This window comes from Mesorhizobium sp. M0664 (genome assembly GCF_040320565.1).
In the GTDB taxonomy this organism is placed as follows: domain Bacteria; phylum Pseudomonadota; class Alphaproteobacteria; order Rhizobiales; family Rhizobiaceae; genus Mesorhizobium.
This window is the reverse complement of the sequence record NZ_JAMYPW010000001.1, coordinates 125,933-143,900: the sequence shown is the minus strand read 5'-3', so window position 1 is coordinate 143,900 and position 17,968 is coordinate 125,933. Positions and strand designations below refer to the sequence as shown.

13 protein-coding genes are annotated in these 17,968 nt (G+C 64.4%); all 13 read right to left on the bottom strand.

All coding sequences use genetic code 11. The features are described 5' to 3' along the window. Positions 1–3: 3 nt before the first annotated feature. Complete coding sequence (locus NKI39_RS00615; RefSeq protein WP_352448441.1) at positions 4–2,958, bottom strand: nitrate reductase; 2,955 nt, start codon at positions 2,956–2,958, stop codon at positions 4–6. 3 nt (positions 2,959–2,961) lie between these two features. Next, the gene (gene nirD / locus NKI39_RS00610; RefSeq protein WP_352448440.1) at positions 2,962–3,291 is read right to left on the bottom strand and encodes a nitrite reductase small subunit NirD; all 330 of its coding nucleotides are present in this window, start codon (positions 3,289–3,291) and stop codon (positions 2,962–2,964) included. A gap of 66 nt (positions 3,292–3,357) precedes the next feature. Beyond that, complete coding sequence (nirB, locus tag NKI39_RS00605) at positions 3,358–5,808, bottom strand: nitrite reductase large subunit NirB (protein WP_352830307.1); 2,451 nt, start codon at positions 5,806–5,808, stop codon at positions 3,358–3,360. A 19-nt stretch (positions 5,809–5,827) separates the two neighbouring features. Then, entirely contained in the window at positions 5,828–7,129 is a 1,302-nt protein-coding gene (locus tag NKI39_RS00600) for an MFS transporter (protein ID WP_352818599.1), read from the bottom strand. A gap of 58 nt (positions 7,130–7,187) precedes the next feature. Further along, positions 7,188–7,385, bottom strand: coding sequence for a twin-arginine translocation signal domain-containing protein (locus NKI39_RS00595; protein WP_352469909.1), 198 nt, complete (start codon positions 7,383–7,385; stop codon positions 7,188–7,190). Between the two features lie 391 nt (positions 7,386–7,776). After that, positions 7,777–8,574: an ABC transporter ATP-binding protein gene (locus tag NKI39_RS00590; protein WP_352681456.1), complete on the bottom strand. Its 798-nt coding sequence runs from the start codon at positions 8,572–8,574 to the stop codon at positions 7,777–7,779. 11 nt (positions 8,575–8,585) lie between these two features. Continuing rightward, on the bottom strand, positions 8,586–9,482 hold the full coding sequence (gene ntrB, locus NKI39_RS00585; RefSeq protein ID WP_352818604.1) for a nitrate ABC transporter permease: 897 nt from the start codon (positions 9,480–9,482) through the stop codon (positions 8,586–8,588). Between the two features lie 75 nt (positions 9,483–9,557). Then, entirely contained in the window at positions 9,558–10,874 is a 1,317-nt protein-coding gene (locus tag NKI39_RS00580; protein ID WP_352767269.1) for a CmpA/NrtA family ABC transporter substrate-binding protein, read from the bottom strand. Between the two features lie 359 nt (positions 10,875–11,233). After that, positions 11,234–12,472, bottom strand: a complete 1,239-nt coding sequence (locus NKI39_RS00575) for a CmpA/NrtA family ABC transporter substrate-binding protein (RefSeq protein WP_352830303.1) — start codon at positions 12,470–12,472, stop codon at positions 11,234–11,236. Between the two features lie 2 nt (positions 12,473–12,474). After that, positions 12,475–13,074, bottom strand: coding sequence for an ANTAR domain-containing response regulator (locus tag NKI39_RS00570; protein ID WP_023676288.1), 600 nt, complete (start codon positions 13,072–13,074; stop codon positions 12,475–12,477). Then, a complete protein-coding gene (locus tag NKI39_RS00565; protein WP_352540392.1) occupies positions 13,071–13,274 on the bottom strand; it encodes a hypothetical protein in 204 nt (67 codons plus the stop codon). The genes NKI39_RS00570 and NKI39_RS00565 overlap by 4 nt, the downstream gene beginning before the upstream one ends. 245 nt (positions 13,275–13,519) lie before the next feature. Further along, complete coding sequence (locus tag NKI39_RS00560) at positions 13,520–16,723, bottom strand: efflux RND transporter permease subunit (protein ID WP_352830300.1); 3,204 nt, start codon at positions 16,721–16,723, stop codon at positions 13,520–13,522. Further along, the gene (locus NKI39_RS00555) at positions 16,720–17,826 is read right to left on the bottom strand and encodes an efflux RND transporter periplasmic adaptor subunit (RefSeq protein WP_352470181.1); all 1,107 of its coding nucleotides are present in this window, start codon (positions 17,824–17,826) and stop codon (positions 16,720–16,722) included. Before NKI39_RS00555 ends, NKI39_RS00560 begins: the two co-directional genes overlap by 4 nt. Between the last annotated feature and the right edge of the window lie 142 nt (positions 17,827–17,968).

Here is a 17,968-nt window from a genome sequence, read left to right as displayed (position 1 = left end):
CATTCACTCCGCAGCTTGCAGACGCCGCCCGTCGATAATGGTCTTGATCTCGGCGCGGCAAGAGCCGCAATTGGTGCCGGCGTGAAGGGCGGCGCCGATTGCCGCGACGCTGGTACAGCCGCCGCGTACCGCTTCCGCGATCTGGTTGGCACCGACCCCGAAACAGGCGCAGACGGTGGCACCGCGGTCGACGCTGTTGCCGCCCGGCCGCCCGGCGACAATCGCCAACCGCGCCTGCCGATCGGCATGGTCAGCACCAAGTTGTTCGACTGCCCACCCGCGCGACACCGCTACCGGGGTAGGCGCAAGATAGAGCGCGCCGACCAGCCGATTGCCTGCGAAACGGGCGAAGCGATGGTGCCCGCCGGCGATGTCGTGATAGGCGAGCGTCTCGCCTTCCATGCCTAACAGGGAGGCGGCAAACCCGGTCCAGTCACGGCTGTCCTGCAGCGCAATTTCAAGCCGCCAGCCGGCGGGGCAGCGGGCGAGGCTCCAGTAATCGGCGTCGATCGAGGCGGGCCGTTCGGCAAGCACCGCGAAACCGAAGGCTGCGGCAGCGAAGCGTTCGAGGCGGGCGGCAACGTTCTTCGAGGCCGGCTGACCTGAAATCGCATCGGTCGTCGGCGGGACCAGTGCATCGACACGCGCGCGGGCGGAGATCTGATCGGTCCAGTGCATCGGAACGAATACAGAGCCTTGGCGTTGGCGCACCGTCACCAGGGCGCGGACCAGCACCTCGCCATGGCCAGTCGAGACGCGCACGATGTCGGCATCGCCGATACCGAAGTGCTGCGCATCCGCCGGGTGGATTTCGACGAACGGTTCGGCCATGTGCTGCGACAGGCGCGGGCTCTTGCCGGTCCGCGTCATGGTGTGCCAATGGTCGCGGACGCGCCCGGTGTTGAGGACGAGCGGGTAGTCCAGGCTGGTGCGGGTTTGTGCGGCTGGGCGGATGGCAATGAAGCGTGCCTTGCCGTCGGGTGTGTAGAAATTGCCGTTGGCGAAGAAGCGGGTGCTTTTGTCCTCCGGCTGGCGCCGCGCGCGCCGCTCTGGCCTGCCGGCCACCTCCCCCTCAAGGGGGGAGATTGGCAGTTTTGCCGGCTGCGCCCACTCATCAACCTGGGAGACTGGCGATAGCCGAGCAGCAGGCTGATCTCCCCCCTTGAGGGGGAGATGGCCGGCAGGCCAGAGGGGGTCATCTGCGACGGCCTCCACCTCGGTGGGGCGACCCGGAGAGGTCGAGACTTCACCACCGACCCCACCCCGTCCCGCTTGTTTCGCTTTGCTCAACGCGCGTGCCGACCCTCCCCTCAAGGGGGAGGGTGGGGCCGGCGCTGGCCATTGGAACGGCAGAAGATCCTCATAGGCCTCTGCACCGATATCGCCATACGCGCCTATATCAAAATCGCGCGCGCCGTCATTCTCGAAGCCCGACAGCGCCGCGTGCTCGGCGAAGATGTCGGCCGGCGACACATGCGAAAAAGCCTCGCCGAAGCCCATCCGCTTGGCGACTTCAGTGATGATCCACCAATCTGGCCTTGCCTCGCCGGGCCTGGCCAAAAAAGCCCGCTGGCGCGAGATGCGGCGCTCCGAATTGGTGACGGTGCCATCCTTTTCGCCCCATGCGGTGGCCGGCAGCCGGACATGGGCGTGGCGGACCGTGTCGGTCTCGCCCAGCACGTCCGAGACCACAACAAACGGGCAGGCCCTGATCGCCGCTTCGACGGCATCGGCATCCGGCATCGAATCGACCGGGTTGGTGGCCATGATCCACAGCGCCTTGATGCGTCCGTCGGCCACCGCTCGGAACATCTCGACCGCTTTCAGGCCGGGTTTTTCGGCGACGGTTGGGGCATTCCAGAAGCGCTGCACGCGTTCGCGGTGCTCGGGGTTTTCGATCTCCATGTGGGCGGCCAGCATGTTGGCCATGCCGCCGACCTCACGGCCGCCCATGGCGTTGGGCTGGCCGGTCACCGAGAACGGCCCGGCGCCGGGCTTGCCTATGCGGCCGGTGGCCAGATGGCAGTTGATGATGGCGTTGACCTTGTCGGTGCCCGAAGACGACTGGTTCACGCCTTGGCTGTAGACGGTCACCGTCTTCGCCGTCGCGGCAAACAGGCTGTAGAAGCGGGCCAGTTCGTCCTCACTGAGACCCGTGGCAGCCGCGATGCCGGCAAGATCGAGCGCCGAGGCGGCGAAAAGCGCTTGCCCGAAGCCGGTCGTGTGCGCCGTGATATAGGTGCGGTCCAGCGCGTTGTGCTGGCCGAGATAGGCGAGCAGCCCGGTGAACAAAGCGACGTCGCCATCGGGCGCGATCGCCAGATGCATGTCCGCGATGTCTGAGGTCATGGTGCGGCGAGGGTCGATCAGCACCACCTTCATCTCGGGCCGCTTTTCCCGGGCGGCGGCAATGCGCTGGTAGAGTACCGGATGGCACCAGGCGAGATTGGAGCCGACCAGCACGATCAGGTCGGCAAGTTCCAGGTCCTCGTAATTTCCCGGAACGGTGTCCGAGCCAAAGGCGCGGCGGTGGCCGGCGACCGACGAGGCCATGCACAGGCGCGAATTGGTGTCGATATTGGCCGAGCCGATAAAGCCTTTCATCAGCTTGTTGGCGACGTAATAGTCCTCGGTCAGCAACTGGCCGGAAACATAAAAGGCGACCGAACCGGGGCCGTGTTCGGCAATGGTTTGCGAGAAGGTCGAAGCGACAAGGTCGAGCGCTTCGTCCCAGTCGGTGCGGCGACCGTGGATCTCCGGGTATAGCAACCTGCCGTCGAGGTCGATGGTCTCAGCCAGCGCCGAGCCTTTGGAGCAGAGCCGGCCGAAATTCGCCGGGTGGTCCGGGTCGCCGCGAACGGTTATTTCACCGTCCGCGGCGACCTTCGCCAGCACGCCGCAACCCACCCCGCAATAGGGGCAGGTGGTCCTCACCTCGCGCGCTTCATCAATCTGCATGGTTCACGCCGCGCGGCTGGCCAGCGCTTCCAGCGCAATGAACAGCCGCTCGCCGTCGACCCGCACGGCAATGGTGCGCACCGCGCCCTCGTCCGCGCCGAGCGCCTTGCCTGTCTCCAGCGAGATCACCCAATTGTGCAAGGGACAGGTCACCGCCGTGCCATGGACGATGCCCTGGCTGAGCGGCCCACCTTTGTGCGGGCAATGGTCGTCGATGGCAAAGACCTGATCGTCGGCCGTGCGAAAGACGGCGATCTTTCCTTCCGGCGTGGCGACGCAGCGCGCGCCGCGACGCGGAATGTCCGAGAGCGTGCCGATCGATACCCAGTTCATGTGGCCATTCCTCTTTTGCGCGTGTTCTTGTCCGAAAACCGCATTCCACTTTTCGGGAACACGCGCCTACTCCGCCGCCTGGGCAAAGCCGACCGAAGCCATCGGCCGGAATTCATGCTTGTCCTTGCCGGAAGCACGTTCCGACCATGGGTCGACCTGGGCGAATTTCTGCGAAAAGACGAAGCGGTCGAAATAGGCTTTGCGCTTCTCGCCATCGTCCATGATCTGACGCTTGATCTCAGCTATGCCGACGCGCTTGGCCCATTTGTAGATACGCTCGAGATAGCGACCCTGCTCGCGATACATCTGCGTCAACGCCACGATATGCTCCAGCGCCTCGTCCTCGGTCTTGACCTGGCCGAGCACTTCGGTGCCCTTGATGTCGAGACCGGCGGCGCCGGCGAAATGGATCTCGTAGCCGCTATCGACGCAGATCACGCCGACATCCTTGCAGGTCGCCTCGGCACAGTTTCGCGGACAGCCCGACACCGCCATCTTGACCTTGGCCGGGGTCCACGAGCCCCACATGAATTTTTCGATACGGATGCCCAAGCCGGTCGAATCCTGCGTGCCGAAGCGGCACCAGTCCGAGCCGACACAGGTCTTCACCGTGCGCAGTCCTTTGGCATAGGCGTGGCCGGAGACGAAGCCGGCCTGGCCGAGATCGGCCCATACCGCCGGCAGGTCTTCCTTGCGGATGCCGAGCATGTCAATGCGCTGGCCGCCGGTGACCTTGACCATCGGGATCTCGAACTTGTCGACGACGTCGGCGATGGCGCGCAATTCGGCCGCGTTGGTGACGCCGCCCCACATGCGCGGCACTACCGAATAGGTGCCGTCCTTTTGGATGTTGGCGTGGACGCGCTCGTTGATGAAGCGCGACTGGTAATCGTCGGCGTATTCGTCGGGCCAGTCGCAGACGAGATAATAGTTGAGCGCCGGCCGGCATTTGGCGCAGCCGCAGGAGGTCTTCCACTCCAGTTCCTGCATGACGGCGGGAATGGTCTTCAGGCCCTTGGCCTTGATCAGCCGGCGGACCTCGTCATGGCCAAGCGCGGTGCAGCTGCACATCGGCTGGACCGCCGCGGGGTTGTATTTGTCGCCGATGGTCAGCACCATCAGCTTTTCGACCAGCCCGGTGCAGGAGCCGCAGGAGGCCGACGCCTTGGTGTGGGCGCGCACATCGTCGAGCGAGGTCAAGCCCCTGGCCGTGATCGCGCCGGTGATCTTTCCCTTGCATACGCCGTTGCAACCGCAGATTTCCGCATCATCCGGCAAGGCTGCAACGGCCGCCATAGGGTCCAGGGGGGCACCTCCCTGGTAGGACTGGCCGAAGATGAGCGTATCGCGCATCTCGGATATGTCGGTCTGCTTCTTCTTGAGGTCGTTGAACCAGGCGCCGTCCGCCGTCTCGCCATAGAGCACAGTGCCGATGATGCGGTCGTCCTTGAGTACGAGGCGCTTGTAGACGCCGGCCGCGGCATCGCGCAGCACGATCTCCTGACGGTCATCGCCCTCGGCGAAGTCGCCGAGAGAGAACAGCTCGATGCCGGTGACCTTGAGCTTAGTCGGCGTGTCCATGTGGACGAAAGCCGCCGCCTCATTGCCGGCCAGATGGCTGGCGGCGACGCGCGCCATCTCGTAGAGCGGCGCGACCAGCCCGTAGACCTGGCCGTTGACCTCGGCGCATTCGCCGATTGCGTAGATATCGGGATCGTTGCTGCGCATGCCGGCGTCGACGACGATGCCGCGATTGACCGCAATGCCGGTTTCCTTCGCCAGCGCCGCATTCGGCCTGATGCCCACCGCCATGACGACGAGCGTTGCGGGAATGACTGTGCCGTCGGCAAGCTCCACCCGCTCGACCTTGCCGTTGCCGGTGATCGCCTGGGTGTTGGCTTTGGTGATGACCTTGATGCCGCGCTGCTCGACGGCGCGCTGCAGGAGATATCCGGCGGCCGGATCGAGCTGACGCTCCATCAGCGTCGGCATGACGTGCAGCACGGTGACGTCCATGCCCTGCGCGTTCAGACCCGCAGCCGCTTCCAGGCCGAGCAGGCCGCCGCCGATGACGACAGCCTTGGCCCGCGACTGGGCGGCAAGCATCATCGCCCGGACGTCGTCGAGATCGCGATAGGTGAGCACGCCCGGCAGGTCATGGCCTGGCACCGGAATGATAAACGGCACCGAGCCGGTGGCGATGACGAGCTTGTCGTAGGGCTCGGTCACGCCATGATCGGAGGTGACGGTCTTTGCCTGCCGGTCGATGGCGACGATCTTGTGGCCCTTGTAGAGGGTGATGCCGTGCTTGATGTACCAGCCGTCGCCATGGATGATGATCTCCTCATAGGCCTTTTCGCCCGACAGAACCGGCGACAGCATGATGCGGTCGTAGTTCACGCGCGGCTCGGCGTTGAAGATGGTGACCTGGTAGCGCCCAGGCGCCTTTTCCAGGAGATGCTCCAGCATGCGCCCGGGGGCCATGCCGTTGCCGATGATGACGAGTTTCTCGGTCATGTCCTGATCCACTCCGCTCTCACTCAGCCGCGTAGGAAAGGCCTGAAGCTTCGGCAGGCGCCGTGCGCTCCATCCGCCGGATGGAAAGATGCATCCAGGCAAAGCAGGTGGCGACGATGACGAAGAGCAGCATGAAGCAGCTCGACCAGACGCCGGTGAGGTCGTTGAGCACGCCGAAGGCGATTGGCAGGACAAAGCCGCCGAGCCCGCCAATCATGCCGACAACGCCGCCGACCGCGCCGACACTCTGCGGATAGTAGGCCGGGATGTGCTTGTAGACGGCGGCCTTGCCGAGGCTCATGAAGAAGCCGAGCACACAGGCAACGGCTATGAAGGCGAGCGGGCCGATCTCGAAATGGAAGGCGATCGGCCCGCTGATACCGCGCACGACGTAGTCTGCCGAGGGGAGAGACAGAACGAGAGTCGCGACGGCACTGACAGCGAAGGTGCAGTAGAGCACGGTGCGGGCGCCGATCCGGTCGGAAAGCACGCCGCCATAGGCGCGGAAAATACTTGCCGGTATTGAATAGGCCGCGCCGATCATGCCGGCGGTCGCAAGCCCGAAGCCATAGACGCCGATCAGGTAGCGGGGCAGCCACAGCGAGAGCGCCACGAACGCACCGAAGGCGAAGAAATAATAGAAGGCGAAGCGCCAGACCTGCAGGTTCTTGAGCGGCGCGAATTCCTGCAAGAAGCTTCTCTTGGGCGCTGCCTTGCCGGCGCGGCGCTCGCGGATGACCGGATCGTCGCCAGTCGTGAACCAGAAGACGGCGGCCATGACGACGAGTGCTGCCGCCCAGATCAGCGCGACCGACTGCCAGCCCCAGGAGAGAAGCACGAACGGTGCCAGGAACTTGGTGACGGCGGCGCCGACATTACCGACACCGAAAATGCCAAGCGCCGTACCCTGCTTGCCGGCCGGGAAGAAGCGCGAGACATAGGCGACACCGACGGCGAAGGAACCGCCGGCGAGCCCAACGCCTAGTGCGGCGACCAGCATCTGCCCGTAGGTGTGCGCAAAAGCGAGCAGAAAGGTCGCGACCGCCGCCGCAAGCATGGTCGCGGTGTATACCAGCCGTCCGCCAAAACGGTCGGTCCAGACACCGAGCACCATACGCACGAGCGAGCCGGTGAGGATCGGCGTGCCGACGAGCAGGCCGAACTCCGTCTCGTTCAGCCCCAGCTCTTGCTTTATGCGCACGCCGATGATTGAAAAGATCGTCCACACCGCGAAGCAGACGGTGAAGGCGATGGTGGACATGGCAAGCGCCTGCCGGGGAGCGCTGTCCTGGCTGGGCGCGGGTGGGAGATTTGCGGTCATTTTCTGGCTCCGGTTTGCGGCGTGGGAGGCACCGCCCTTGTCTGTTCGTTCGCGACTGTCAGCGGCGCAGCATCGGCGAACTGGTTGAAACCGACCTTTGCGCGGTCACTTCAAGACCCTTGCCGTCAGTCTTGGCGCCGGCGGGAAAGAGGAGGAGCGCGGCGGTGAACAGCGCCGCCGTCAGCGCGCTGGCGGCCAGAAAATCGCGGCGCGTGAAGTCCGCGAGGGACGCGCCAGTTCCGATCCGTTTCGTCATCGTCGTCTCCTGTTGGCGCCGCTTGGGACCAGCGTGTCGATTGCGTCAAAACAAAAAAGCCGCCGGCCAGGTCTTCGCGTCCGGGATTTCGGGAGCGCGTGTGGACCTGAGCGGCAGCTTTGCCTGTGGCGCCCGCCATTGGACGCCGTGTCACTTGGCCCTTGCGGACCCTACATTTTGGAAAGCAGGAAGCGTGCCAATTCGACAGCGCTCTTAATTATAGAATGAAATCAATATGAACCGCAGCCGCGCGACTTTTGACCAAGCTCGGCAGCGGATCAAAGATTAGCCAAAATGCCTTGCACAGCAGCATAATATTTGTGCAATGCGGTAGATTGCCCATTGCCGATGCAGATTTGCCAATGATGATGACGAGTTTCCAATTATGGCCTTACTCCGCGGCTTCGACGAAGCGGTGGCGTTCGTAGAGGAATTTCAGCACCGCCTCGCGGCAGCGCAGGAAGGTGCGGTCGGAGGAAAGCTCAATGCGCCGACGCGGCCGGGCCAGCGGCACGGGAAGAACCTCGCCGATGGTGGCCGCCGGCCCGTTGGTCATCATGACGATGCGGTCGGACAGCAGCACCGCCTCGTCGACATCGTGAGTGATCATGATCGTCGTCGAGCCGAGCCTCGAATGGATATCCATCACCGCGTCCTGAAGATGCGCGCGGGTCAGCGCGTCGAGCGCGCCGAAGGGCTCGTCGAGCAGCAGGATCTTCGGCTCCATGGCCAGCGCCCGGGCGATGCCGACGCGCTGCTTCATGCCGCCCGAAATCTCGGCCGGACGTTTGTCCTTGGCATGCGCCATCTGCACGAGATCGAGATTGCGCATGATCCATTCATGCCGCTCGGCCCGGCTCTTTTTGCCGCCGAAGACCTTGGATACCGCGAGGTTGATGTTTTCGTAGACGGTGAGCCAAGGCAGCAGGCTGTGGTTCTGGAACACCACGGCGCGTTCCGGGCCGGGGCTGTCGACCTCCTTGTCTTCGAGCAGGACGGCGCCGGCCGAGACCTTGGTCAGGCCGGCGATCAGGTTGAGCAAGGTCGACTTGCCGCAGCCGGAATGGCCGATGATCGAGACGAATTCGCCCTTGTCGATAGTCAGCCGGATGTCCTTCAGCACGTCGCTGACCTGGCTGCCGCGGGCGAAGGATTTGTTGATGTGGTCGAGTTTCAGATAGGCCGTCATCGTCCCTCTCCTCACTTTGCCGTTGTGCCGCGGGTGACGAAGACGCCGACCGCCGCGACCAGGCGGTCGAGGCAAAAGCCGGTGATGCCGATATAGGCGAGCGCGACAATGATGTCGGGCAGGCGCGACGAGTTCCACGCGTCCCAGATGAAGAAGCCGATGCCGACGCCGCCGGTCAGCATTTCGGCGGCGACGATGGCGAGCCAGGACAGGCCGATGCCGATCCGCAAGCCGGTGAAGATGTAGGGCGCGGCCGCCGGCACCATGATCTTCACAAAGAACTCGAACTGGTTGAGCCGGAGGATACGGGCGACGTTGCGGTAGTCCTCGGGGATGTTGCGGACACCGACCGCGGTGTTGATGATGATGGGCCAGATCGAGGTGATGAAGATGACGAAGATCGCCGACGGGCTGGAATCTCGGAACGCCGCCAGCGACAGCGGCAGCCACGCGAGCGGCGGCACCGTGCGCAGGATCTGGAAGACCGGATCGAGACCGCGCATCGCCCAGATCGACTGGCCGACGAGCGCGCCGAGCGCGACGCCGACGATTGCTGCCAGGCCGAAGCCCATGGCGACGCGCTGCAGCGACATCAGCACCCGCCAGGCGAGTCCGATGTCCTGCGGGCCATTGTCGAAGAACGGGTGGGCGATCAGGTCATAGGCCTCGTTCCACACCTGGCTCGGCGGTGGCAGGCTGGCCGTGGGCGACGAACAGGCGACCTGCCAGACGACGAGCATAATGGTGATGACGATGACCGGCGGCACCAGCGTGCTGGCCAGCTTGGCGGCGACCGCGGCCGGGTCGAAGCGGCGCCGCGCCCTGGCGGTCAAGGCGATGACCTCGGGGGGCTTGGCCGGTGCGGGGAACGGCTTCACCTTGCGGTCCTCGATGGCTTGGATAGACATTTCTCGAAAAAACTCCTTGGCGGCAGGTGCAAGGCAGGCGGCGCTGCCACCGCCTGCCGCGCATCCCTGTCAGGCTCAGGCCGACACCTTGATTTTCAGGCTGTCGAGATAGGCCGACGGGTTCTCCGGATCGAATATCTTGCCGTCGAAGAAGGTTTCAGTGCCTCGCGACGTAGACGCCGGAATATCGGCCGCGGCGACACCAAGATCCTTGGCCGCCTCGCGCCACAGATCCTCACGGTTTACTTGGCCGACCAGTGCTTTGATGTCGGTGGTCGGCGCGAACTTGCCCCAGCGGATATTTTCAGCGAGGAACCAGCTGTCGTGGCTCTTGAAGGGATAGGACACGCCGCCCTTCCAGAACTTCATATAGAGGTCGGTGCCGTTGGCGACGCGGCCATTGCCGTAGTTGATGTCGCCCTTGAGGCGGCCGATGATGTCGGCAGTCGGCACGTTCATCCACTGCCGCTTGCCGATGATGGCGGCCATCTCGTCCTTGTTTTCTTTTGCCTCGCACCATTGCTGGGCTTCCATGACGGCCATCAGGATCGCCTTGGTGGCGTTCGGGTACTTGTCGATAAAGGCGGCGCGCAGGCCGAGCGCCTTTTCCGGATGGCCCTTCCACAGTTCGCCGGTGGTGGCGGCGGTGAAGCCGACGCTCTGGTGGACGAGTTGCTCGTTCCACGGCTCGCCGACACAGAACACGTCCATGTTGCCGACCTTCATGTTGGCGACCATCTGCGGCGGCGGCACGACGATGGTCGAGACGTCCTTGTCGGGATCGATGCCGCCGGCAGCCAGCCAGTAGCGCAGCCAAAGATCGTGCGTGCCGCCCGGGAAGGTCATGGCGGCCTTCACCTCCTTGCCTGCGGCCTTTTTCGCAGCGAAGGCGTCCTTCAGCTTGGAGGCGTCGAGGCCGACGCCGGTGCTGGCATATTCCTGGGCGACGGAAATGCCCTGGCAGTCGTAGTTGAGCCGCGCCACGATCGCCATCGGCAGTGGCTGCTTGTTTTGCGTCACCTTGCCGGTGTGCATCAGATAAGGCATCGGCGTCAGGATATGGGCGCCGTCAATGCCGTTGGCTTCGCCGCCGAGCACCAGATTATCGCGCGTCGCCCCCCAGGAGGCCTGCTTGAGCACCTCGACATCGGGGATGCCGAATTTCTCGAACAGGCCTTTCTCCTTGGCGATCATCAACGGTGCTGCATCAGTCAATGCGATGAAGCCGAGCTTGGCGCCGGTGACTTCCGGCGCGGCGGGCGCCGCATAGGCGCCGGAGGGCAGCAGCGCACGCGCCGCGGCCAGCGTTGCCGCGGTGGCCGCGCTGATCCTCAGGAAATCCCGGCGGCTGATCGCCGTTTGGGCGGAATGGCTATTGGTGCTTTTCGTCATCGTCATCTCCGGTTGGGCGCGGCTTGGGATCGGCGCCGTCGATTGCGTGTTCGACCAAAACAAAAAAAGCCGCCGGCCAGGCCGCGCGCGTCCGTCCATCCGGGATCGCGTGTTGACCTGAGCGGCAGCTTTGCCTGTAGCGCCCGCCATTGGACGCCTATTCCGTGACCCGAGAAGAGTCTGCCTATTACAAAGCAGGAACCGTGCCAGTTTCGGAATGGGTGACAAACATCAATGAGATCAACGGCATGCCACAATCTTCGGCGCGCCGGCCCGCTGGGCGAGCAAGCCAAGGATTGTTCATTAGCGCAGTTGCACGCACATTTTTTGTGCAGCGCACAAGAATGCCGGAGAAATGATCAGGCATCAGCGCGCGCCAATTTCTGGCCGGCAATGTAGGCGTCGATCTCGTCGGGATCGAATATCTGGCCATCGAAGAAGCCATCGGGACCGAGCACCAGGCTTGCCCCCGCCGAACCGACCGGAGTCGCGGCCTTCAGCGCGCCCTCGACCTTGGCATTGGCACCGGGAAGCGCCACGCCAAGCGGCTTCAACGCCGAGCGGTAGAGATCGGGGCGGTAGCAGTCGCGGGCAATAGCGAGGTTTTCCGGCGTGTGCGGGACATGCCCCCAGCGCACCATCTGCGTGTAGAACCACAGCGCATGGCTCTTCCACGGGAAGTTCGCCGCCTTGTTGAAGGGCAGAAAGAAGTCACCGACGGTGAGTTCGGCGCCGCCGCCGAGCGCCAGATGCCCGCTGAGAATCGGCATCTGCAGCGCCGGCGCAAGCCCGAGGAAGGCCGGCTGCGCCATCAGGGCCGCGAGTTCGTCACGGTTTGCCGGATCCTGGCACCAGCGCGCCGCGTGATGAATCGCACGCAGCAGGGCTGAAAGCGCGTCCGGCTCTCTTTCCGCCCATGCCTTGCGCACGCCAACGACTTTCTCCGGGCTGGTCTTCCAGATGGCCGCCTTGACCGTGGCGATGCGGCCGGTGCCGGCGACGACCGCGGCACTGTTCCAGGGTTCGCCGACGCAGTAGCCGTCGATCCTGCCGGCGGCGAGCGCGTCGGCCATGAAGGGGGGCGGCACGATGACGATCTCGATTTCACGCGACGGGTCGATGCCACAGGCGGCGAGCCAGTAGCGCAATTCGTAATTGTGCCCGGAATGCGGATGGACGACGGCGAAGCGCGGCGGATCGCCGCCGCCATTCGCCCGTTCGCGAATCAGCGCTCGCAATGCCTTGCCGGCCCGCGCCGGATCGAGATCGGGTTGGGCGCCGTGCGCGGCCATGCCGGCCCAGACCGCGTTCGAAACTGTCACGCAATTGCCGCCGAGGCCGAGCGAGAACGGCACGACGGTATCGGAGGCGAGCGGCGTCAGCCCCAGATTGCAGGCGATCGGCATCGGCCCCAGCATGTGCGCCAGATCGAAGTGGCCGATGGCGATGCGGTCGCGGATGTTGGCCCAGGACGTTTCCCGGTTGAGGGTGAGGTCGATGCCTTCGCGCAAAGCAAAGCCGATTTCCTTCGCCGCGACAAGGATGGCGCTGTCGAAGAGCGGCATGAAGCCAGCATTGATCCGGTGCTCGGCCGCCATTCTCAACTCTCCTCGGGATCCAGAAGCCCTGCCGCCGTCACCAGGCTCTGCGCGATTTCGGCGATCTTGCGGTTCTGGTTCATGGCTGTCTTGCGCAGCAGCGTGTAGGCCGCGTCCTCCGACAGGCCGCGCGATTTCATCAGGATGCCCTTGGCGCGATCGATCACCTTGCGGCTCTCCAACTCGCTGCGGGCTTCTTCCAGTTCGCGCGCCATGCGCGAGAAGGCGTTGAAGCGGCTGATCGCCATGTCGAGGATCGGCTTGACCCGCTCCTGGCGCAGGCCGTCGACGACATAGGCCGATACCCCCGCTTCCACCGCAGCTTCGATCGAAGCCTGATCCGAGCGGTCGACGAACATGGCGATCGGCCGCTTCACCACGCGCGAAAGCTGGAACATGTTTTCGAGCATGTCGCGGTTGGGATTTTCGAGATCGATGACGATCACGTCGGGTTCGATCTCGGCGATCCGCCGCGCGATGCCGGCGACGTCGTGGATGACCGTGACCTGCTGATGCCCGGCCTCCCGCAATCCCGCTTCGATTATCGAAGCGCGGATGTGGTTTTCATCGATCACCAGAACAGTGAGGGATTTGCGGATCATGCCGCATTTTGCGCAGGCGAGACGATTGTGCAATGCGGCATGGCGAGATTCACGGAAACAAAGCCGGCGTCCAGGCGCCGCCTGAGGAATTGGACGACGGCCGGCGCGACGAACTTGACGCCGCGGGCGCCGGCACCCGCCTGATCAGTTGCCTGCAGGTCTGTCGGCGCACGGTGATCGCGTCGGGCGGAAGCGGACATCGCAAGCGAGGACTCCGGAGGTCGCGGTTGCGCCCTCAAGCCCCGCCTGGTCGACCAGATAGAAGATCGCATTGGCCTGGCCGCCCGGCATCGTCTCGCTGAACTGGATGCGGCTGTCAGGCTGGATCAGACCGAGCAGGGTCTCCGCGGCACCTCGACGCCGAGGTTGCGCAGATCGTAGCCGTTGCCGCGCCGCGCCGATTTTCTGGAGTGATAGCCGCGCTCGACGCGGCGAATTCGTAACCCTACTCGGCGGCCGTCTCCGATGGCGCCTCTGCCGGCCCCGAAGGTTCGGCCTCGGCACGGGGCTTGCGCCGTGAAAACAGCGACCTGAGCGTGACGTAGAACACCGGCGTCAGGAACAGGCCGACGAAGGTGACGCCGAGCATGCCGGAGAATACCGCGGTGCCGAGCGACTGGCGCATTTCTGCGCCCGGTCCCGTTGCGATCATCAGCGGCACGACGCCGAGGATGAACGAGAAGGCGGTCATCAGGATCGGCCGCAGCCTGAGCCGGCAGGCTTCGACGGCAGCCTCGGCGGCCGACAGCCCGCGTTCCTGCGCCTGCCGCGCGAATTCGACGATCAGGATCGCGTTCTTCGCGGCAAGCCCGATCAGCACGATGAGGCCGATCTGCACGAGGATGTTGTTGTCCAGCCCTCGGAAAGACACGCCGAGCAACGCCGCGAGCACGCCGAGCGGCACCACCAGCACAATGGCGAACGGCAGCACCCAGCTTTCATATTGCGCCGCCAGCGCCAGGAACACGAACAGCACCGACAGTCCGAAGATATAGACAGCGGCATTGCCGGTGTTGCGCTCCTGATAGGCGAGCTCGGTCCATTCATAGGAGGTACCGGCCGGCAGCGTCTTTGCCGTGATCCCTTCCATCAATGCCAGCGCGTCGCCCGTGGAAACGCCGGGCGCGGCGTTGCCCTGCAGCGGCACTGAGACGTACATGTTGTAGCGCTGGACCAGCGCCGGGCCGGTGACGTCGCGGATCTCGATCAACGTGCCGAGCGGAACCAGCGCGCCGGTCGCCGAGCGCACCTTCAGTTTCAAGATGTCGGCGCGATCGAGGCGGAACGCCTGGTCGGCCTGCGCCCGCACCTGGTAGACGCGCCCGAACGCGTTGAAGTCGTTGACGTAGGCGGTGCCCAAATTGATCGACAGCGTCTCGAAGATGTTGGGGATCGGCACGTTCAGGATGCGCGCCTTGTCGCGATCGATCGCCAGGAAGAATTGCGGGCTCGACGCGGAGAAGGTGGTGAACACGCCCGTCAGCCCCGGCGTCTTGTTGGCCTTGCCGGCGATTTCGTAGGCAAGCGCCAGGATCTGCCGCATGTCGGCGCTGTTGCGCTCCTGGATCTGCAGCTTGAAGCCGCCGGCATTGCCGACGCCGCGGATCGGCGGCGGTGGCAGTGCGATAATGAAGGCTTCCTTGATGCTTTGCAGGCTGCCGAACAGATTGCCGATGACCTGGGTCGCCGACTGGCCGGCTTTCAGTCGCTCGTCAAACGGCTTGAACCTGGCGAAGATCACGCCCGCGTTACTGGCGTTGGTGAAGGTCGCGCCGGAGAAGCCGGCGAAGGCGACAGCGTAATCGACGCCTGGCGTTTTCTGGATGATCTGCGACGCCTGCTGGATGACCGAATCGGTCCTCGACAGCGAAGCGCCGTCCGGCAACTGGACGACGACGATCGCATAGCCCTGGTCAAGCGACGGAATGAAACCGCGCGGCACCGCCTGCACCATGTAGACCGTGGCGTAGATGAGGGCCGCGAAAACGGCCAGCATGGCGGCCATCGTTATCCACGAGCCGACCAGCACGCGGATAATGCTCGAATACCAATGGGCGACCCTGTCGAAGCCGCGATTGAAGCCGTCGGCGAGCGCCCGTCCGAACCGCGCCAGGAAAAAGCGCGGCGGCGCCGCCGCGGCGTGATGCGGCTTGAACAGCAGTGCGGCCAGCGCCGGCGAAAGCGTCAGCGAATTGAATGCCGAGATCGCCGTCGACACCGCGATGGTGATAGCAAACTGCAGATAGAACTGCCCAGAAATGCCGGGGATGAAGGCTGTCGGCACGAACACGGCTATCAGCACCAGCGAGATCGCGATGACGGCCGTTCCGACTTCGTCCATGGTCAGGTGCGACGCCGGACTGGGCGCCAGCCCTCTGGCGATATTGCGCTCGACGTTTTCGACCACGACGATCGCATCGTCGACGACGATGCCGATCGCCAGAACGAGGCCGAACAGCGTCAGCATGTTGAGCGAGAAGCCGGCGGCGTAAAGTACCGCCAGCGTGCCGATCAGCGACACGGGAATCGCCACGATCGGCACGATCGCCATGCGCCACGATTGCAGGAAGACGATGATGACGATGATGACCAGCAGCATCGCCTCGAGGATCGTCTTGTAGACCTCCTGGATCGACTCGGCGACGAACTCGGTCGGATTGTAGACGATGTCGTAGCTCAACCCCTTCGGGAAGTCGCGGGAAAGCTCCTTCATCTTGTCCTGGATCTCCGCGGCTGCGGCGAGCGCATTGGTGCCCGGCCGCTGGAAGATGGCGAGCGCCACCGCCGGTTTGCCGTTGAGATAGGAGTTGGTGACGTAATCCTTGGCGCCGAGCTCGATGCGCGCCACGTCCTGGAGCGAGATCAGGCGGCCGTCGTCGGTCGATTTGACGATCACGTATCGGAAGTCGCGTGCGTCGTTGAAGCGGCCTTGCGTTGTGACCGTGTACTGGAACGCCGTGCCGGTGCTGGTCGGCGGCGCGCCGATCGAGCCGCCCGACACCTGGACATTCTGGTCGCGCAGCGCCTGCACCACATCGCCCGAGGTCATCCCCAGGGCGGACAGTTTTTCCGGATCGAGCCAGATGCGCAGCGAATATTCGCGTTCGCCGAAGATGATGAGGTCGCCGACGCCGTCTAGTCTGAGCAGTATGTCGCGCACCCGCGAGCGGGCGTAGTTCGAGACGTAGAGTTGGTCGTAGGTATTGTCGGGCGACAGCATGTGCACGACCATCATCAGGTCGGGCGAGGTCTTGGTGGTGGTGATGCCGAGGCGGCGGACTTCTTCGGGCAGGCGCGGCTCGGCGACCGACACGCGGTTCTGCACCAGCACCTGCGCCTGGTCGAGGTCGGTGCCCAGCTTGAAGGTGATGGTCAGCGCCATCGCCCCGTCGCCCGACGAATAGGACGACATGTAGAGCATGCCCTCGACGCCGTTGATCTCCTGCTCGATCGGCGTTGCCACCGTCGCTGCGACCGTGTCGGCGTCTGCGCCCGGATACTGGGCGCGAACGACGATGGTCGGCGGCGCGATCTCGGGATATTGCGCGACCGGCAGCTGGGTATAAGCAATCCCGCCAAGGATCAGCAGGACGATCGAAACGACCGATGCGAAGATCGGACGGTCGACGAAGAAATGTGCGAACCTCATTGCTGCAACTCGGCGGTCTCGGCCCTGGGCGGCAACGTCACCATCTCGACCTTCACCTTGGTGCCGGGCCTGGCGTGCATCAGCCCGTTGACGATGATCGTCTCATCGCCGGTCAGGCCCTGGCGGATCACCCGGTAGCCGTCGAGAAGCGGGCCGGTGCGCACGGGCTTCGCCGACACCATCCCGGCCTCATCCACCAGGAACACGATGCGGCGATCCTGATCGGCGCCGATCGCCTCGTCGGGCACCAGCACGCCGCTATGCGGCAGTGACCCCGGCACGTTGATGCGCCCGAACATGCCTGGCTGGAGAATGCCGTCGGCGTTGGGAAACCTTGCACGCACCCGCATGGTGCCGGTCGCGTTGTCGATCCGGTTCTCGGCAAAATCGAGCTTGCCTTTGAATACCGCCTCCGCGCGGTCGGCGACGCGAACCACCACCTCGAGCCCGCCGGCGCCTTCCTGCATGCTGCCGCCGCGCTCCTTCGCGTCGCGGGCGTAGCTGAAATACAGGCGCTCATCGACGTCGAAATAGAAGTCGATCGGATCGCGCGTAACGATGGTCGTCAGCAAGGTGGAATCCGGCTGCACGAGGTTGCCGACCGACACCAGCCGGCGGTCGATGCGGCCGGACAAGGGCGCCTTGATCTCGGTGAATTCCATGTTCAGTCTGGCCGTCGTCAGCGCAGCCGTCGCGCCCTGCATCTGCGCCTGCGCCGAAAGGTATTCCCGCCGGCGGTCGTCGACCGTCGCGGTTGAGATATTGCCGGTCTTGGCGAGTTCGTCGGCGCGATCCAGCTGCATCTTGGAGAATTCGAGCAGACTCTTGGCGACGTCCACTTGCGACTTGGCGGCATCATAAGCCGCCTGGTACGGACGCTGATCGATGGTGAAGAGCAGGTCGCCCTTGTTGACCAGTGCGCCGTCCTGGAAGCTGACCTTGTCCAGATAGCCGCTGACGCGCGAACGGATGGCGACCTGGTCGAGGGCTTCGAAGCGCCCGACGAACTCGTCGTCTTCGACGATTTCACGGACAACCGGCTTGGCCGCCGTCACCACGGGTAACTGTTGGTCCTGCGCAAACGCAGTGCTGCTGAAAGCCATGCCGAGCAGGAATGCCGCCAACACGGCGGCGCGGGTAAGCCAGCCGGCCGATCGACAGGGTCGCCCGCCCGCGTCGCGATGCAATTGCCCATTCTCTTGGGTGTCCATTTGCGTCCTCGCTCGCTGGACCCGGAGGTCGGTT